14 protein-coding genes and 1 tRNA gene are annotated in these 17,262 nt (G+C 56.9%); 12 read left to right on the top strand and 3 right to left on the bottom strand.

Annotated elements, in window-relative coordinates; genetic code table 11:
- Window positions 1-24: 24 nt before the first annotated feature.
- Window positions 25-1,482, bottom strand: a complete 1,458-nt coding sequence (gene betB, locus B8783_RS06050) for a betaine-aldehyde dehydrogenase (RefSeq protein ID WP_233355689.1) — start codon at window positions 1,480-1,482, stop codon at window positions 25-27.
- Between the two features lie 164 nt (window positions 1,483-1,646).
- Here betB and B8783_RS06045 point away from each other — a divergent pair, with 164 nt between their 5' ends.
- Window positions 1,647-2,558 (top strand): NAD(P)-dependent oxidoreductase, encoded by a 912-nt coding sequence (locus B8783_RS06045; protein ID WP_084419119.1) that lies wholly within the window; start codon window positions 1,647-1,649, stop codon window positions 2,556-2,558.
- A 4-nt stretch (window positions 2,559-2,562) separates the two neighbouring features.
- Here B8783_RS06045 and betI (B8783_RS06040) read toward each other — a convergent pair whose 3' ends face one another.
- Both betI (B8783_RS06040) and betI (B8783_RS06035) read right to left on the bottom strand, forming a co-directional pair.
- Window positions 2,563-3,141 (bottom strand): transcriptional regulator BetI, encoded by a 579-nt coding sequence (gene betI, locus B8783_RS06040; protein ID WP_084419117.1) that lies wholly within the window; start codon window positions 3,139-3,141, stop codon window positions 2,563-2,565.
- A 5-nt stretch (window positions 3,142-3,146) separates the two neighbouring features.
- Entirely contained in the window at window positions 3,147-3,755 is a 609-nt protein-coding gene (betI, locus tag B8783_RS06035; protein ID WP_084419115.1) for a transcriptional regulator BetI, read from the bottom strand.
- 185 nt (window positions 3,756-3,940) lie between these two features.
- Between betI (B8783_RS06035) and B8783_RS06030 the strand changes: the two genes are divergently transcribed.
- The 11 genes from B8783_RS06030 to B8783_RS05980 all read left to right on the top strand — a co-directional run bounded on the left by B8783_RS06030 (window position 3,941) and on the right by B8783_RS05980 (window position 17,003).
- Window positions 3,941-4,774, top strand: coding sequence for a phytanoyl-CoA dioxygenase family protein (locus B8783_RS06030; protein WP_169711711.1), 834 nt, complete (start codon window positions 3,941-3,943; stop codon window positions 4,772-4,774).
- 2 nt (window positions 4,775-4,776) lie between these two features.
- Window positions 4,777-6,408, top strand: coding sequence for a choline dehydrogenase (gene betA, locus B8783_RS06025; RefSeq protein WP_084419111.1), 1,632 nt, complete (start codon window positions 4,777-4,779; stop codon window positions 6,406-6,408).
- Entirely contained in the window at window positions 6,408-7,586 is a 1,179-nt protein-coding gene (locus tag B8783_RS06020; protein WP_139792262.1) for an MFS transporter, read from the top strand. Before betA ends, B8783_RS06020 begins: the two co-directional genes overlap by 1 nt.
- Window positions 7,587-8,111: 525 nt before the next feature.
- Window positions 8,112-8,196 (top strand) — tRNA-Leu (locus B8783_RS06015).
- Between the two features lie 185 nt (window positions 8,197-8,381).
- The gene (locus B8783_RS06010; RefSeq protein ID WP_084419108.1) at window positions 8,382-9,575 is read left to right on the top strand and encodes a tyrosine-type recombinase/integrase; all 1,194 of its coding nucleotides are present in this window, start codon (window positions 8,382-8,384) and stop codon (window positions 9,573-9,575) included.
- A 78-nt stretch (window positions 9,576-9,653) separates the two neighbouring features.
- Window positions 9,654-10,376 carry a hypothetical protein gene (locus B8783_RS06005; RefSeq protein WP_139792261.1) on the top strand — a complete coding sequence of 241 codons (723 nt, stop codon included), beginning with the start codon at window positions 9,654-9,656 and terminating at the stop codon, window positions 10,374-10,376.
- A gap of 99 nt (window positions 10,377-10,475) precedes the next feature.
- Window positions 10,476-10,682 (top strand): helix-turn-helix transcriptional regulator, encoded by a 207-nt coding sequence (locus B8783_RS06000; protein ID WP_084419105.1) that lies wholly within the window; start codon window positions 10,476-10,478, stop codon window positions 10,680-10,682.
- A 13-nt stretch (window positions 10,683-10,695) separates the two neighbouring features.
- On the top strand, window positions 10,696-11,124 hold the full coding sequence (locus B8783_RS05995) for a hypothetical protein (RefSeq protein WP_139792260.1): 429 nt from the start codon (window positions 10,696-10,698) through the stop codon (window positions 11,122-11,124).
- A 275-nt stretch (window positions 11,125-11,399) separates the two neighbouring features.
- The gene (locus B8783_RS05990; RefSeq protein ID WP_084419101.1) at window positions 11,400-11,990 is read left to right on the top strand and encodes a hypothetical protein; all 591 of its coding nucleotides are present in this window, start codon (window positions 11,400-11,402) and stop codon (window positions 11,988-11,990) included.
- Window positions 11,991-12,308: 318 nt separating this feature from the next.
- Window positions 12,309-14,417 (top strand): site-specific DNA-methyltransferase, encoded by a 2,109-nt coding sequence (locus B8783_RS05985; protein WP_084419099.1) that lies wholly within the window; start codon window positions 12,309-12,311, stop codon window positions 14,415-14,417.
- Window positions 14,418-14,420: 3 nt separating this feature from the next.
- Window positions 14,421-17,003: a DEAD/DEAH box helicase gene (locus B8783_RS05980; RefSeq protein ID WP_084419097.1), complete on the top strand. Its 2,583-nt coding sequence runs from the start codon at window positions 14,421-14,423 to the stop codon at window positions 17,001-17,003.
- Window positions 17,004-17,262: the final 259 nt, after the last annotated feature.

The following is a 17,262-nucleotide window of genomic DNA, read 5'->3' as shown; positions in this document are numbered from 1 at the left end:
GTGTTTTTTTGATTGATTGAAAGATCAGAAAGGAAGGTCTTCGGGCTTCATCTGCACAAAGACGCTCTTCTTCTGGGTGTAGGCATCAAGGACGTCCCAGCCATTCTCACGGCCAATGCCGGACTGCTTGTAGCCGCCGAACGGTATCTGCATTGGCTGGGCCTGGTAGGTGTTGATCCAGAACATGCCGGTCTGAACGCTCGCCGCTACGCGATGGGCCCGGACCAAATCTTTCGTGACCACGCCGCCCGCCAGGCCGTAGTCGGACTGGTTTGCGCGGGCGACGACTTCGTCCTCGGTATCGAACTTCAGAACGGTCATGACCGGCCCGAAAATCTCCTCGCGAACATGCTCCATATCGTCCGTGCTGTCGGCGATGACCGTCGGCGCATAGAACGCGCCCCCCTGATGTCCCGCGACATCGACACGGTGACCACCGCACAGGATCGTCGCGCCAGCTTCGCGCGCCCGCTCAACAAAGCCACTTACGACACCAAGATGGTTCTCGGAGATAAGCGCGCCAATCTGCGTTTCCGGATCATCCGGAGCGCCGACTCTCAGCGTCTTGGTCCGTTTCACAATTTCTTCGAGGACGTCGTCATAAACGTCAGCCTGAACAAAGACGCGCGTGCCGTTCGCGCAGATTTCGCCCTGGGTCAGGAAGTTCGCATACATGGCGAGACGCGCTGCATATTCAGGATCGGCATCATCAAAGATGATCAGCGGGGACTTGCCACCAAGCTCGAGCGAGACTTCCTTCAGGCGCGGGGATGCCGCTTCCATCACCTTGCGCCCAGTCGGGGCGCTACCGGTCAAGGATACCTTCGCGACAGCCGGATGAGCGGCAAGCGCGGCGCCGGGGTTTCGTTCGCCCTGAAGGACGTTGAAGACGCCGGGCGGCATACCCGCCTCGCAATAGATCTCGGCTAGAGCCACCGCATTTATTGGAGTCAGCTCCGACGGCTTGAAGATCATTGCATTTCCAGCCGCAAGCGCCGGGGCGGACTTCCAGCAGGCTATCTGCAGCGGATAATTCCAGGCGCCGATACCACCGCAAACGCCGACTGGTTCGCGGCGCGTGTAATAGAAGCCGTATCCGAAATCCTGATACTCACCTGCCAGGCTGCCGGCGAGATTGGCATAATGTTCGATCGCGTCTGCACCGGTCTGGATATCGACAACGTTGGCCTCGGCAATGGGTTTGCCAGTGTCCTGCACCTCAATGCGTGCGAGTTCGTCGTTGCGAGACCGCAAAATCTCGGCCGCCTTGCGAAGGATCCGGCCGCGATCTTCCGCTGGCATCGCAGCCCAGTCTTTTTGAGCCCGGGTGGCAGATGCAATCGCGGCCTCGATCTGATCGGGACTGGCCTCACGGAACCGGCCGATCTCTTCGCCTGTGGCGGGATTGCGGCAGATGAACTCTGTCTCGCCCTCTCCGGCCACACGCTTTCCGTCGATGAACAGGTCTATGGCGTAGCTCACGTCGCGCTTCCTTTTTCCTTGCGGACGACTGTCTCGTCGATTACGTCTAAAAAATAACTGCACGGTCAATTACATTTTGTCAATTGCGTGTGTTTCATAGTTTCGCAGCGGCTCGACGCCTCCTGGAGGGGCGCCAGCCGGACAGTCAGTCAGAGGAAAGACGTATGCGCGTTGGATTTATCGGTCTCGGAAATATGGGCGCCAACATGGCGATGGTGCTGCAGCGCTCAGGCCTGCAACTGAAAGTGCACGATATTGAAAAGGCTCATGCTGCCCAGCATATCGAGGCTGGCGCGAGCTGGGCCGAAACGCCGGCAGAGTGCGCTCGTGATGTCGACCTTCTGATCACCTCCCTCCCCAAGCCCGACATTGTTGACACCGTCATGCGCGGCGAAGCGGGTGTCTTTGAAGGGCTCGGCGAAGGCACAATCTGGGTGGACACCACCACAAATGATGCGGGCCTGGTCATTGAACTGGCCGAACAGGCCGAAAAGCTTGGCGTCAAAACGGTCGACTCGCCCGTCACCGGAGCCGTCGATGGCGCCCGGCGTGGTGAGCTGACGCTGTTTGCCGGCGGCGAGGACGACGCTCTGGATGCCGTTGAACCGATCCTGTCGCGCATGGGCCGCGTGATCCGCTGCGGGAAGCTTGGCACAGGGAATGCGGTGAAGCTGGTTACCAATTATCTCTGGTTCACGCATGCCGCCGTCATTGGCGAAGGCTTGATGCTGGGTCGGCGCGCCGGTGTCCCGCTTGACGTGTTGTGGGACGCCATCAAGGACAGTGTCGGCGACAGCTTTGTCGCCCGCCATGATGCGCCATCCATCTTCGCCGGCCACTATGATCCGTCCTTCACCCTGGACCTCTGCCTCAAGGATCTGCGCCTGTGCGCAGCGTTGGCAGAGAGAGGCAATGTCCCGATTCCAATCGGCGCCCGCGTGCGCGACCGCTTCACCGATGCCGCCGAAGCCTATGGCGGCGGCGCGGGTGAACTTCACGTCGCGAAACTGATTGAGGATGCCGTTGGCCAAGACTTGCGCCTTGAGGGCGATTGGCCGCTACACTGGGAGGCCTGAGCCCCTATCGCCCAAGCCTTGCCGTGAGGCAGCCTTGGGCGATTTCATTGGCCTCATGAGGCGTCAGTTCATCAGCGTTCTGAGCGTGCGCGATCCAGAGGCCGTCAATGATGAGCGACACCTCATTGGCGAAGCCATCGGCAATCTCTGGCGCCATCACACGGCGGGCATAGCGGCTCAAACTGCGGTGCAAAAGCCGGTCGCTGAGCCGCTCTATCCGCGCGAATGCAGGATCCGACTGCGCATTGGCCCAGAAATGAAGCCAGACGGAACAGAAGGCTGAATTAAAAAGCCTGGGCGCAAACTTTGAAGAGATGACCGCCTTGAGCCGATCAGCATCTGTATCAGCTCTTGCAACGGCCTCGCCTTCCTCGGCCAGGACAAGCTTCAACAAGTGGCGCATCGTCGCCGCGAAGAGATCGCGCTTGTCGTTGAAATGACGGTAGATCGTGCCACCCGTGAGGCCGGCCTCGGCGGCGATGCGCTGGATGGTCGATTGCGCGTAACCATATTTGGTGACGCAGGTAACCGTCGCCTCGATCAGGCTCTGCTTGCGCAACAGTTTTTTCTCTGCCCGTCCCATCTGGCTTATCCCCCCTGCCCTGCCGCAGAGTCGAGCCTGCGCTCAAGATAGGAAAAGACCATGGCGCACGCGGCGTCGGGCGTCACGGCTTGATCCTTCTGAGCCTTGCGAAGCCAGAGCCCATCTACCATCGCGACCAGCTCCTGAACGATGCGCTCAGCCTCCTCACGCGGAAGAAGCTTAACCAGGGCATCAAGAAGGTTACGGCGAAAGCGCAAGGCGTTGATGCGCTCAAGCCGGGCCAACTCTTCAGACCTCGCCGTCTCGGACCAGAACTGAAGCCAGACGAAACAGTTGCGATGAGTATAAAGTGGTTCAGACAGGTTGGCCCGAATGATTGCATGAGCCCGCGCCAAGGGCGTGTCAGCCTTGCCCAGCTGATAGACGAGTGTGTCACTGATATCGGACATCAGCTGACGCATGGCCGCGGCAAACAGCTCTTCCTTCGAGCCGAAATGGTAGTGGATGTTGCCTGCGGACAGTTTCGCCTCTTCGGCTATTCTCTGCGTCGTGGCGTCATGGAACCCATGCTTGTAGATCGCCGCAATTGTCGCATCGACCAGATGTCTCTGGCTTTGATCGCGATGGCGTCGTTGGCGAGGCGCTGTCTGCATGGCTCCGGTCTAATTCAATTTCACTCAATCTGTCGCATAGGTTTTCATCCCCACAAAGGGAAGCCTGCACGTCCAGAACTGACCCAGGCAGCAGAAAATCACATTAGTAATTGCTCGACCATTTACTTTTTGCACATTTTCTGAAAATGTGCCGAAAGATAGACAAGATCATTCGGAGGAAGCTGATGGGTGCGACTGTTGAGAGGCTACCAGGTTCATGCTCTGGCGAGGATATCAATGCCGCGCTGGAAACAGATGGGGTTGTCATCGTGGAGAACTTTCTGGCGCCCGACCTCGTGAAATCGCTCAATGAGGAGCTTCAGCCCTACGTCGACGCCAGTAAACCCCGCGAACAAAAGAGCATGTATGATGACTTTCTCGGCGGCTACACGGTTCGCCTTCATGGCATTGCTGCAAAATCCGCGAGCTTTCCGGATGTCTTGATCGATCCACGGATCATGACCGTCATGGACAGTCAGCTCAAACCCAATTGTACCGATTATCGTCTAAGCTCCGCCGAACTCATCGAAATTCGGGGCGGAGAAACGGCCCAGCCAATACATCGCGATGATGATTCCTGGCCGCGCGCCGCCCAGAGCGCTGCGCCACTTGTCGTGAACGTCATGATCGCTCTCAGTGAATACACAGCAGAGAACGGTGCGACCGTGGTCGTCCCCGGCAGCCACAAATGGGACAGCGACCGCCACCCGAAAACCGAGGAAATTACGCAGGCCGTTATGTCGCCAGGCTCCGCCGCCATATTTACAGGGCAGACGCTGCATGGCGGTGGACAGAACGTCAGCGGCGTACCTCGCCGTGGCCTGTCGGTCTCTTATTGCCATGGCTGGCTGGTGCCTGTCGAAAATAGCTGGCTCGGCATTCCACTCGATACGGTTCGCACGCTGCCGCACCGCGCTCAAAGCCTGCTCGGCTATGATCTCTATGACGGCACAAGTCGCGGCAGCGGACTGATCAATATGTACGAAGTCGGTAGCCCGCGCGCACTGCTAGACGATTAGCTATGGCCAGATCGCTAGAAATCGGCACGGCCGACTATGTCGTCGTGGGCGCAGGCTCTGCTGGCTGCGTTCTGGCAAACCGCCTGTCCGAATCCGGGGAGCACGATGTGGCTCTGCTGGAATATGGCGGCTCGGATATCGGCCCGTTCATCCAGATGCCGGCCGCCCTCTCCTATCCGATGAACATGAAACGCTATGACTGGGGCTATCGCAGCGAGCCGGAGCCTCATCTTGGTGGGCGCCAGCTCGCCGCGCCGCGCGGGAAGGTGCTGGGTGGGTCCTCCTCGATCAACGGCCTCGTTTACATTCGAGGAAACGCAAAGGATTTCGATGGCTGGGCAGACAAGGGCGCAGAAGGTTGGAGCGGTCGTGATGTCGCCCCCTATTTCCGTCGGCTCGAAAATGTCGAAGGCGCTGACCCGGCCATTCGCGGCACGTCCGGCCCCCTGCACATAACCGTACCGAAACAGCAGCACCCGCTAGATCAGGCCTTCATGACAGCCGCGCAGGAAGCCGGTTTTTCAAAAACGCAGGACTGCAACGGCCTTCAACAGGATGGTTTTGGCCCGATGGATCAGACCATCTGGAAAGGCCGCCGATGGTCAGCCGCGAACGCCTATCTGAAACCAGCGCTCAGCCGGGAAAACCTCACGCTCTATCGCGGGCTGGCCTGCCGCATTCACTGGAAAGGAAACAGGGCAACCGGCGTCGAAATTCTGCACCGCGGCAAGCGGCGCCTCTTGCGTGCTCGAAAGGAAGTCATCCTTAGCGCCTCGGTTTTCAACTCAGCGAAACTGCTAATGCTATCCGGGATCGGCGCATCCGAGGACCTGTCACCGCTTGGCATCGACATGGTTAGCGAACGCCGCGGCGTCGGAAAAAACCTTCAGGACCACCTGGAGATTTATCTCCAGATGCGCTGCACCGAGCCGATTACGCTGCGCCGTTACATGAACCCGTTCAGCAAGGGCTTGGCCGGTCTGCAGTGGCTCCTCACCAAGACCGGGATCGGCGCCAGCAATCATTTCGAAACGGCCGGTTTCGTCCGACTGGATGATACGGCCGATTATCCCGATGCCCAGTATCATTTCCTGCCCGCAGCAATTCGCTACGATGGCAGCCAACCAGTGCGGGCACACGGCTTTCAAGCGCATATTGGCCCCGGTCGCACGACGGCACGTGGGCGCGTTCGCCTGAAATCCGCCGATCCCATCGCCGCGCCGTCAATCCAGTTCAACTACATGTCCAGCGCTGCAGACTGGGAAGCCTTCCGCAAATGCGTTCGCTTGACGCGCGAGATCTTCGATCAGCCATCCCTCAAGGCTTTCAGTGGCGGCGAAATTGCCCCCTCTGCAGACTGCAAGAGCGACGAGGATGTCGACGCCTTCGTCGCCAAGGAGGTCGAAAGTGCCTATCATCCATGTGGCACCTGCCGGATGGGTAGCGCCGACGACCCCGATGCTGTTGTTGATCAGGACTGTCGGGTCATAGGTGTGGAAGGGTTGAGAGTGGTCGATTCTTCGGTGTTTCCAAACATAACCAATGGCAACATCAACGCGCCAACACTGATGCTGGCGGAGAAGGCAGCCGATCATATTCTGGGCAGGCCCCTTCTTCCCGCGGATGCCGCGTAATGGTCATGCCCCCCGAAACCGGAAAGCGAACCCCACCCGGCCAGATGGAGCTGGTTGCCGCCATTCTGATGGGCGGGCTTGGCATCACGCAGGTGGTTGCCATGCCATTATTGGCGACACTGATAGCCTCGGCTTTCCAGATCGAAGGGGCTGATTCCGGGCTTATCGGACTGGCAAACCTGCTTGGCACAGCCCTTGGCTCACTGATTGTGACGATTTGGCTGCATCATCTGCCGTTGCGACGAACCGTAATTGTCTCAGCACTGATCGCCGTTGCCGCACAGATCGCAGTAGCCGTTATGGCAGGATTCACGGGCATCATCCTGCTTGAAGCCGTTTCGGGAATTGGCGCAGGCGTCCTGATCGCCCTTTCTGCGGCCATTGTTGGCGCATCAGCCAATCCAGACCGCGGCTTCGCCTTCATCCTCACCTTGCAGGCAGGTGTCGCTGTGCTGGTGTTACTCGTCATTCCGGTTCTGGCAGAGGCATACTCCTTGCTGGAGGTTATGATCTTTCTTGCGAGCACACAGGCACTTCTGATTCCGGTCGGGCTGACGATGAGATACGGCCCGATTGCCGAGAAGGCTCTAAAGACGTCAGAGGCTAGCGGTTCGCCTGTTCAAGCGTCCATTCTTCTGAGGGCTGCGTCCTATTTTGTCTTTTCGGCGGCCGTCGGTGTGCTCTGGGTCTTTTCCGGTATCCTCGGATCAATGGCGGAAATTGATGACGCACCGCTAGGTCACGCATTGGCGTTCGGCAATGTCGCCGCGATCGCTGGATCGCTACTGGCGGCGATCATCACGTCTCGCTTCGGCCGTATCTCGCCAATCCTGGCCGTTTGCCTGACGCTTGCGCTGAGCGCGCTGCTCTTCGCAGCCGATATGACACTCATACAGTTCTACCTCGCGAGCAGTCTGTTCCTTTTTGCCTGGGGCGGCGGGCTCCCCCTGCTCATGGGCAGCGTCGCAGCGGCGGACGCAACAGACCGCGTGACCTCGCTCTTGCCCGTCCTGGCTTTTGCCGGGATGGGAGTTGGGCCGGCACTTGTTGGTATCGTGCCCGGATCGTCGGGGCTTTTTCAGCAAGTGAGCTACACAACAATCGGCCTCGTCGCCCTGGCGTTCTGCCTTCTGGTCAGCGCTCACACTGTCGCACGTTTGAGAAAAGGTCTCGGCTAGCCGCGGCCGGGCGAAACGCTCTCTGTGCTTTCAGAATGACTTCGACAGGCGCAAAGATTGCGATGCTTAAGCCCTTGCCGCACATCTCTACTAAGTCGGGCTGGTTTGGGCCGTTTAGGGTGACATCTTCCGGAGATGCCGAAAGCTTTTTTATCACACTGGCGGGGTGAACAGTTGTCGTCGAACTGCAACCCAGCACTTATTAAAGTGGGTGAGCAGGGACGTTGCACTAGCGTCGGCCAATGCCGAGGTGCGGGCTGATGTTGAACTCATAGAAGTTCGCTTCAACTCAGCTTCATTCTACAACCATTTCAATATCTGCCGCCCCGACTGCCTATTACGCCTGAACGGAACAGCGCCGTTTCAAATGGCACCGCATCTATCTCGCCAGCCTACAGGTCGACGGAAAAACGTAATTCGATCGGATAACTCTGCAATTCGTGTCGACTTGCACTGTTTTCGCTGGACTTCGCCGTTGACCTGATGAAGCGTCCAACGTATCAACCCGCCTTCCGAGGCCGGATTGCCCAGGTGGCGGAATTGGTAGACGCGCACGGTTCAGGTCCGTGTGTCTCACGACGTGGAGGTTCGAGTCCTCTCCTGGGCACCATCTTGTTCTCCGAGACAGTGCGACAACCTCCGTAATTCGTTGTAAATCATAAGAAAAACAGAGCTTATCTCGCTCTTGTGGTCCGGCGGTGTCCGCTGGGGTGTGTTGGTATCCTGAGCATTTGTTGGTATATCCGTTGGTATCGGCCACGATTTAGTGGCGCCTCATGATGTTGATACCAACAGATGCCGCTAACTGACACAAAGTTGCGTTCTCTTTCTTCAGACGGAAAAACGGTGAAGCTCGCCGATGGCCATGGACTGTTTATCCAGGTGGCGCCGTCTGGCTCGAAGCTATGGCGGATGGCGTACCGTTTCGACGGTAAACAGAAGCTGCTGGCTTTTGGGGCGTACCCCGCCGTCAGTCTGGCGCGTGCGCGCGAGCTGCGAGCAGAAGCTAAAGTACTTCTGGCCCAAGGTATTGATCCTAACGAGCATGCGAAGGCGGAGAAGGCCGCACAAGAGGCGCTTACAGAACATACCTTCGCAAAAATCGCCGCCGAACTGATCGAAAAGCTGCGCAAGGAAGGCAAGGCAGAGGTCACGCTGTCCAAGAAGCAATGGCTTCTGGATATGGCGAATGCTGCCTTCGGAGACAGGCCGATTAGAGCGATCACGGCGGCTGACATTTTGAAGCCGCTTCAGAAAGTGCAGGCCAAAGGCAATTACGAAAGCGCCAGACGCCTGCGCTCCACGATCGGGCAAGTATTCCGGTTTGCGATTGCGACGGCGCGCGCTGATAATGATCCGACATTCGGTCTGAGAGGCGCGCTCATTACGCCGAAGGTCTCGCATATGGCGGCGATTACCGACTGGGACGGCTTTGGAGCGCTGCTGAAAGCGATCTGGGCCTATGATGGCGGCTCTCCCTCCACACGCGCCGCGCTAAAGCTGATGGCGCTCCTCTACACACGCCCCGGCGAGTTGCGCCTCGCGCTCTGGGAAGAGTTTGACCTGGAGAAAGCAATCTGGACCATTCCGGCAGAGCGCACCAAGATGCGGCGCGAGCATGTAAAGCCACTTCCACCGCTCGCCGTCGAGATCCTGCAGGCGCTGAAAGCTGAAACCGGCAGCAACTATCGCGCCTTTCCGTCGGCCATCGCCCGAGACAGGCCGATCAGTGAGAACACGCTCAATCAAGCCTTGCGCCGCATGGGTTTCGACAAGGATCAGCACACCTCCCACGGCTTCCGCGCCACGGCCTCAAGTCTGCTGAATGAAAGCGGCCTTTGGAACGCAGACGCGATCGAGGCAGAGCTTGGCCATGTCGGCAGTGATGAAGTCCGCCGGGCCTACCATCGCGCGCGGTATTGGGATGAACGCGTTAAGATGGCGGACTGGTGGGCGGCTGATATTGCAGGCTGTCTAACAGCTATCTAACGGAAATGTGGAAAACGACCTACATTCACAAATTGTGTAATAAAACTGTCACAAATCAAGCGTAACGGACACTATAGATTGTGGTCAGACGAAAGGGCTGCACAAGATATGGCTATGGGCTCGATTGGGCGACAGACGGCTCAAGAAACTGATATTGAAGGCGGCGTTTCGGAGAATTGCTACCGCCCGGCCGATCTGGTCCGGTGGGCAAAGATGCCGTTCTGGACTTGTGAAGAACTGGCGTGTGTGACGTTAGGATTTGAGCCCGCGCCAATATTCAAAGCTACCGATCAGCAGCAACAATCCGATCGTGCGACAATGCAAAAGATTTTGGACAGAATAGACCAAGCTCAACGCGCTCAAGAAATGGGGTACTTGTTGCGCCAGATTAAGCCGATAATTGCACTCAATTGGCTGCAGGCCTTGGATGAACCCTTTCCGCCTAAGTTGTTGGAGGTCGCCGCCAACCTTCCGACGTTTGACAATCTCTCAGAAGTCCCGGCGGAAAGCGCACACTACAATGGGGTTGTGAGCAGACTTGCGGCGTTAGAAGCCGTGGCTTCCTCTCCAAAAGACATTGCCAATCAGTCTTCGCAGACGAGAGTTATCTCTACACTTCGCAAAATCATCTTGATTATGGCTGTGGACAAATATCGTTATGATCCTGATAAAACGCGGAACACGGCGCCTCGCAGCATTCAGGACGCTGCCGCCAAGATCGAGCTAACTATCAGCGATGATGCTGTACGAAGCCATCTTGAACAAGCAGGCGAAGAGCATTGGCTCGGACCGTTTGATTGAAACCGATTACCGAAAACGGTTTGATCGAAACCGAAATCGTCCAACCCCTCAGACGTACCGGATAAGTCTGTTTCACCTTCAAACGAACGAGGTGAAACCATGCACGACCAATCTGATTTTCCCGAAACGGGCTTTCTTCGCCTGAAGTCCATTCTCGCGCCCGACGGCCCGATCCCCGTCAGCAAATCGACCTGGTGGGCGGGCGTGAAAGATGGCCGCTTTCCCAAGCCAAAGAAGCTGGGCGAGCGTGTGACCGTCTGGCGCGTCGAGGATATCCGCGCGCTGATCGAAAACGGCGCGGCGTAGAGGGGCTAAGAAAATGGCGAGAGAAGAGTCTAAAGCCGTCTTTCCGTTGAAACGGCGAGACATGCCGCATGCGCGTATCTTTGACCATTGGATGCACCATCCGGCCTGGATGGAGCTGACGTCGCCTGCCTTCAAGATCATCGTGATGCTCATGACGTCTTACCGTCCCGACAAACCAAATATTTTCCCTGTCGGCGAAAGGCGTGTCTCAGCCATGAGCTGCTGTCCGCCCAGAACGGCTAAGAAGGCAATAGACGACCTGATCGAGCGCGGCTTTCTGCGGGTCGAGCAGACCGGCCGCAACCGTGGCAAAGCCGTCGGGCGCGAGCGGATCGTTTCGCTTACCCACTATGACACCGAGACGGCAGCTGGAGACCCAATGTGGCCAATCACGCTGTGGCAGAGACGCCAGAAAAATGAACGCCGCAAATCTGCAGCATGAGCGCTGCAAATCTGATGCGTCTGAAATGATTTTGCCATGCCGCAAAACCTGAAAAAACCTGAATGTTTATCGAAACCTGCGCCAGTTTTTGTCACACGCCAGAATACGGCTTCCACCCATATAGCCTTGCATCGGAAGACACCGGACCGCTTCGGCGCAGTGATTAGCCCAACGCCGCCCCGCCGCTCATACGAGCGGGGCAAGGCGGGCGGGGTATCCGGCAAAGACCGACAGTCTCCACCTTCCACATGATTGCGAAAATACGAGGCTGAAACATGGGCGGTTACGGATCAGGACGGCACGCGCGCGGGGCAGGACGAAGCGACCAGTTTCACAGGCGGGATCTGACTGACTTCCCCCGCGAATGGTTTCAGCATCGCCGCACCGGCACGCTCACCTGGTCACGCGGCGATCATAAAACCGGCAGCATCGGCTATCGCCTGTCACCAAACCGGCTGGAGCTGCACTACACCGTCACGCGCGAAGGCGAGCGCCAGGACATTACGGAATGCTTCGTCATGACACCCACTGAACAGCCCCTTGGCGGACAGCGCTGGTGGATCGAGTGCAGAGGCTGCGGACGGCGATGCAGGGTGCTTTTTGGCGGCACTTATTTCCGCTGTCGGCAATGCTGCCGCCTCACCTATGAAAGCCAGTATGAGCGCATCTATGCGCCCGGCGTCACGCGGGCCATGCGTGTGCGCCGGAAGTTGAAGGGGGAGATGGGCCTTGCCTACCCATTCCCCGACCGGCCAAAGGGCATGCACTGGAAGACTTATAACCGGCTGAGAAAAGCGGACTGGGCGGCGCAGATGCGGATTGACGCGCTGCTGATGCATGACGTTCGCAGGCTTGGCCGCAAGTAAGGGGGCGGGGGTATGGCAAACTTCAGAGGGGAACGCACGGCAACCGGCGTCCTATGCTTTCTGCGCGTTTCCTCAGTTCAAGATTTGGAGGGGGCAAGAATGTTGGGAGCGTCTTGATGCGCCATCGGCGCCTATCCCAAGCGAAAACGCTAACCCAGTTGTCTCGCGCGCACGCGCAAGACAAACAGCTAACCCAAAGTTTCGGGCTTGATGCGGAAGGCTGAATGGCATTCGATGCGTCCTCAGGGATGGAATCGACTATGACCGATTGTGTGAACACTTGGGCGCTGCAAGCGCGGCTGACGATGGGAGGCGATAATGTCACGCCTCACTGATCTGATTGCAGAGACCAAAAAACAGAATGAAGCGCTGGGGCGTGAGCTGGAGCGCGAGTTCAAAACGCTCGCATCGCGCCGGTCATTCGGGCTGAACTTTGAGCGTCACCGGCCGGAAAGCGTTGAGTTGCCGGGGCGTCCGATCAGGCGCGGCGACAAGGTGCGCGTGCTGCCGAAGCGTGGAGACACGTCCAAGGGCGATCAGCGTTTGTGGAAGGTCAACCGCATCCAGCGCACCGATTGCGTGCGCCTGGCCCATCTGTCGTTGCTTGAGGGGCAGGAAGACGAAACGCTGACTGTCGATGCGGCCGATCTATGCGTCGTCGCGGAATTTCGCGATTATATCTATCCGGGGCTGATTGGCACTGGCAAGGTTGAGCGTGGCGGAGACAAGCCGTTTCATTGCGTAATCAATGGTGAAAATTTTCACGCGCTGGAAGCGCTGACTTACACACATCGCGGCAAGATCGACGCGATCTACATAGATCCGCCCTACAATACCGGGGCAAAGGACTGGAAATACAATAATGATTATGTCGAAGCCGACGATCTCTACCGCCATTCCAAATGGCTCGCCTTCATGGAGCGGCGGCTAGTAATCGCAAGAGAGCTAATAGCTCCGTCAGGCGTACTGATGGTAACGGTCGACGAGAAAGAAATCCACCGCCTTGCACTGCTACTTGAGCAAATATATCCGGATGCAACTATCCAGACGGTATCGATAATAATCAACCCTCAAGGAACAGGTCGCGTCAACGAGTTCTCTCGGACGCATGAATACATTCTATTTGTCATGTTTGAAGGATACGAGTTGCTTGCAAATGCGGACAACATGTTCGACCGAAATGAGCGTGAAGTGGTCGTGCCGATTGAATGGAGAAACCTTAGGCGACGAGAGAGAGAAAGTGTTCGTGGCGCTCGCCCAAATCAATTTTATCCTATTTTTGTAGACGACTTGAGCGGTCTTATTCACTCTGTTGGAGATTCGCTTCCTAACGATGTGAACATTGAAGACGTTGAAGCCCCTGTGGGCACTCATGCAGTATTTCCTTTGAATCCAGCTGGGGAAGAAAGACTGTGGGGCGTAGTCCCCGAGCGTCTGAGATATTTAGCAGAAAATGGATATGCACGCGTCAATGACCGCGGACTGGTTCAGTTTCTAAACGCTGGCACAGTTCAAGCCATAGCATCTGGGCAAGTCGAGGTAACCGGACGCGATTCATTCGGGGGAATTGAAGGATATTTTCGCCCGGGCAGCAAGACGCTGATGCCAAAAAGTGTTTGGCTGAGAGATTCTCATAACGCTCAATCCCATGGAAGCCTTCTACTGAAGCGATTGCTACCCAACCGGGTTTTTCCTTTCCCCAAGTCACTATTCGCAGTTGAAGATGCACTGCGTTTTTTTGTTTCAGCCAAACCAAACGCCACCGTGGTCGATTTCTTTGCGGGCTCCGGGACTACCGCCCATGCCGTGATGCGGCTGAACCGACAAGATGGCGGACGGCGCCAATGTATTTCGGTCACAAATAATGAAGTTGCCGCCGACGAACAGAAGGTGTTGCGCGAAGCGGGCCTTCGCCCCGGCGACCCGGATTGGGAGAAATGGGGCATTTGCGACCACATCACCAAGCCGCGCATTGCTGCGGCGATCACCGGCAAGACACCGGACGGCGAGCCGATCAATGGCGATTACAAGTTTACTGACGAATTTCCGATGGCGGACGGCTTCGAAGAGAATGCCGAGTTCTTCACGCTGACCTATGAAACGCCGGTCTCTGTCAGCCATAACAAGGCTTTCGCCCGCATTGCGCCGCTCCTCTGGATGCGGGCGGGTAGCGAAGGGCGACGCGTCGAGAATTTGCCAGAAGCTGGATGGGATGTAGCCGACACATATGGCCTGCTGACCGATCTCGATCAGGCGGCAGCCTATTGCGCCGCTATCGAGGCAGCAAAGGCGATCCGCATCGCCTATATCGTGACGGATGATGAAAGGCGTTTTCAGTCAATTGCGCAGCGTCTGCCTGACGGCGTGGAGCCTGTGCGGCTTTACGAATCCTACCTTACAAATTTCCGCTTCTCTATGGGACGATAGACGATGAAGTTTACGCTCAAAGACTATCAGGATGACGCCGTTAGAGACGTTCTGGATAACCTCAAAAAGGCGCGCAAACGCTGGCACGAGGACGGCGACAAGCATGCCTTCTCGCTGACCGCAACGACGGGCGCTGGCAAGACGGTCATGGCAGCCGCCGTATTCGAAGCGCTGTTCTATGGCAGCGATGAGTTTGAGTTTGAGGCAGATGCTGGCGCTGTTGTCATCTGGTTCAGTGATGACCCGTCCCTGAACGAGCAATCGAAATACCGCTTGATGGAGGCGTCCGACAAGCTGACTACTAGCAATCTTGAGACGGTCGAAAGCAGCTTTGGCCGAGAGACGTTCGAAGCGGGCAAAATCTATTTTCTAAATACCCAAAAGCTATCGAAAACCAGTCTGCTGGTGCGCGGTCACGACGATGATGATAGCGTTGTGGAGGTAGGCGGGCAGCGCGTCATGCCGGATCTGCGTGCGCACACGATCTGGGATACGATACAGAATACGATCGAGGATCCGGACCTGACGCTTTACCTGATGCTGGATGAAGCGCACCGTGGCGTTAGCGGGACAGCCAAAGGCCGCCAGACGATTGTAACCCGGTTGATCAACGGCCAAGGTCGCGTGCCAGGCATTCCAGTTGTTTGGGGAATTTCCGCGACAGTCCAACGCTTTAACGAAGCGATAGAGGACATGGCGGGCCATACCAAGTTTCCCGATGTTGTCGTCGATTCAAAGAAGGTGCAGGCGTCCGGCTTGCTCAAAGACACCATTAACATGGACGTGCCCGATGAGACGGGAGATTTTGAGACCGTGCTTTTGCGGCGCGCTGGTGAAAAGTTCCGCAATATCTCCACGCGCTGGCTGGACTATCATCAGAAAGAAAACGATGCGGATCAGGTCATCCCGCTTCTGGTGCTGCAGGTTCCCAATTCGCCGGATCATAATGAAATCGGAATGTGGCTGCAGACCATATTTGAGACGTGGCCAGAATTGGACAGTGATTGCATTGCCAATGTTTTTGGTGAGCACCGTGCCGAAAAATTCGGCTCCTACGAAGCGCCTTACATCGCACCGGAGCGCGTTCAAGAGTCGAAGTGGGTGCGTATTCTCGTTGCGAAGGATGCCATTAGTACCGGCTGGGATTGCCCACGCGCGGAAGTGATGGTTTCGCTTCGGGCGGCACAGGACAATACGCACATTACGCAACTTTTGGGGCGGATGGTCCGGACGCCTTTGGCCCGCCGCATCCCTGGCAATGAGATGCTGAACGCCGTCGATTGCCTTCTGCCTCATTTCAATCGCAAGACCGTCGAGAACGTGGTGGATGTGCTGATGCACGGCGGCGAACCCGGCGGCGATAGCCTCGAGCGCCGGGTGTTGATTAACCCGCGCGAAATGACGCCAAATCCAGACGTTCCGGAAGCCGTTTGGGAAAAGCTGGTCTCACTGCCATCTCAAAGCCTGCCTAAGCGCCAGGCCCGTCCGATTAAGCGCCTGACGGCCTTGGCGCACGAGTTGGCTGCTGACGACCTTTTGGACGGGGCTGGTAAACGGGCGCACGCACATCTGCACAAGGTGCTGGATGACTTTGCCGTAAGCCAAGCGGACGAAATCAAAGCTGCACGCGAAGCTGTTCTGAGGGTGGAGGGGTTAAGGCTTGTCGCCGACGTGAACACGAGAGAGCAGAGTTTCGAGAGTTTTGTAGAGGACGCTGACCTTGCGGTTATCGAGGATGCCTATAGGCGCGCCGCACGGCTGATTACGCCTGATGTGGCGCGGACCTATAGCGAATACCTCGCCGACAAGAATGAAGAAGCAGAGGATATTGAGGAAGCACTGGTAGAGGCACATACCGATGTGGCAGCGATCGGGCTGGTCCCAACCGTTCGTGACAAGCTGGATGCCGCTGCCGACGCCCTTACGAAAGAATGGTTCTCAGAACATGGCGGCGCGATCAAAAGCCTGAGTGATCAGCGCCAAGACACTTATCGCGAGATTCGCGAAATGAGTTCCGACCCGCAAAACGTAGATCTCGTGCGGCCAGACGTCTGGCTGCAACCGACAAAGATGAAGATGCCGGATGGGAGAATAGCCGATTTGCCCACATTTGCCCGGCACTTGCTTTGCAATAAAGAGGGACTTTTCCCTGATGAGCTAAACGATTGGGAGACACGAGTTCTGAACCGAGAGATGAGCCAAGACGACTTCGTTGCTTGGTATCGAAATCCACCACGAGCAAGCCAAGACTCGCTGGGTATAACTTACGAAATGGACGAGCTGCGGATCGTTCGGCCGGACTTGATTTGCTTCTCAGAGTTAGGGGATGGCACAATTGTTGCCGACATCGTGGACCCTCACGGCACGCAGTTCAGCGATGCGCTTCCAAAGCTAAGGGGCTTGGCACGGTATGCAGAGCTTCATGGTGGCCACTTCCGAAGGATTGACGCAATAGCGGCAACGAGTGACGGAGTGCTAAGAGTGCTGGATCTGCAAGATCCTACGGTAAGAAAAGCAATCGAGACTGCCGAAACGCCGACGTCTCTATATGCGAAAGGTGGCGTCGCAAAAGATTACCCCGCTTAGAGCAAAGGCAGAGATTGTTGGTATATTTGTTGGTATAGTGCTTTGACAAATAAATAATATACAGATAAATCAATCGATTATCAGATCGATGCGAGTCCTCTCCTGGCACCACTCAATTTTTCGAAATGCGGCGCTAGCTTCCGGAACGACTATGAGGTCGAGCCGAGCAAAACCCTTGGCCGTTGGTCCGATCATGGCCAAGTGGACGTTCGCCGCGCTCTATATTTTTCGATTTCAAGTCCGACCCGTCCAAAAGCGG

The sequence above is a fragment of the Henriciella litoralis genome, assembly GCF_002088935.1.
GTDB lineage: Bacteria > Pseudomonadota > Alphaproteobacteria > Caulobacterales > Hyphomonadaceae > Henriciella > Henriciella litoralis.
Note: the sequence above shows the minus strand (reverse complement) of the source record. Positions and strands in the feature narration are given on the sequence as shown.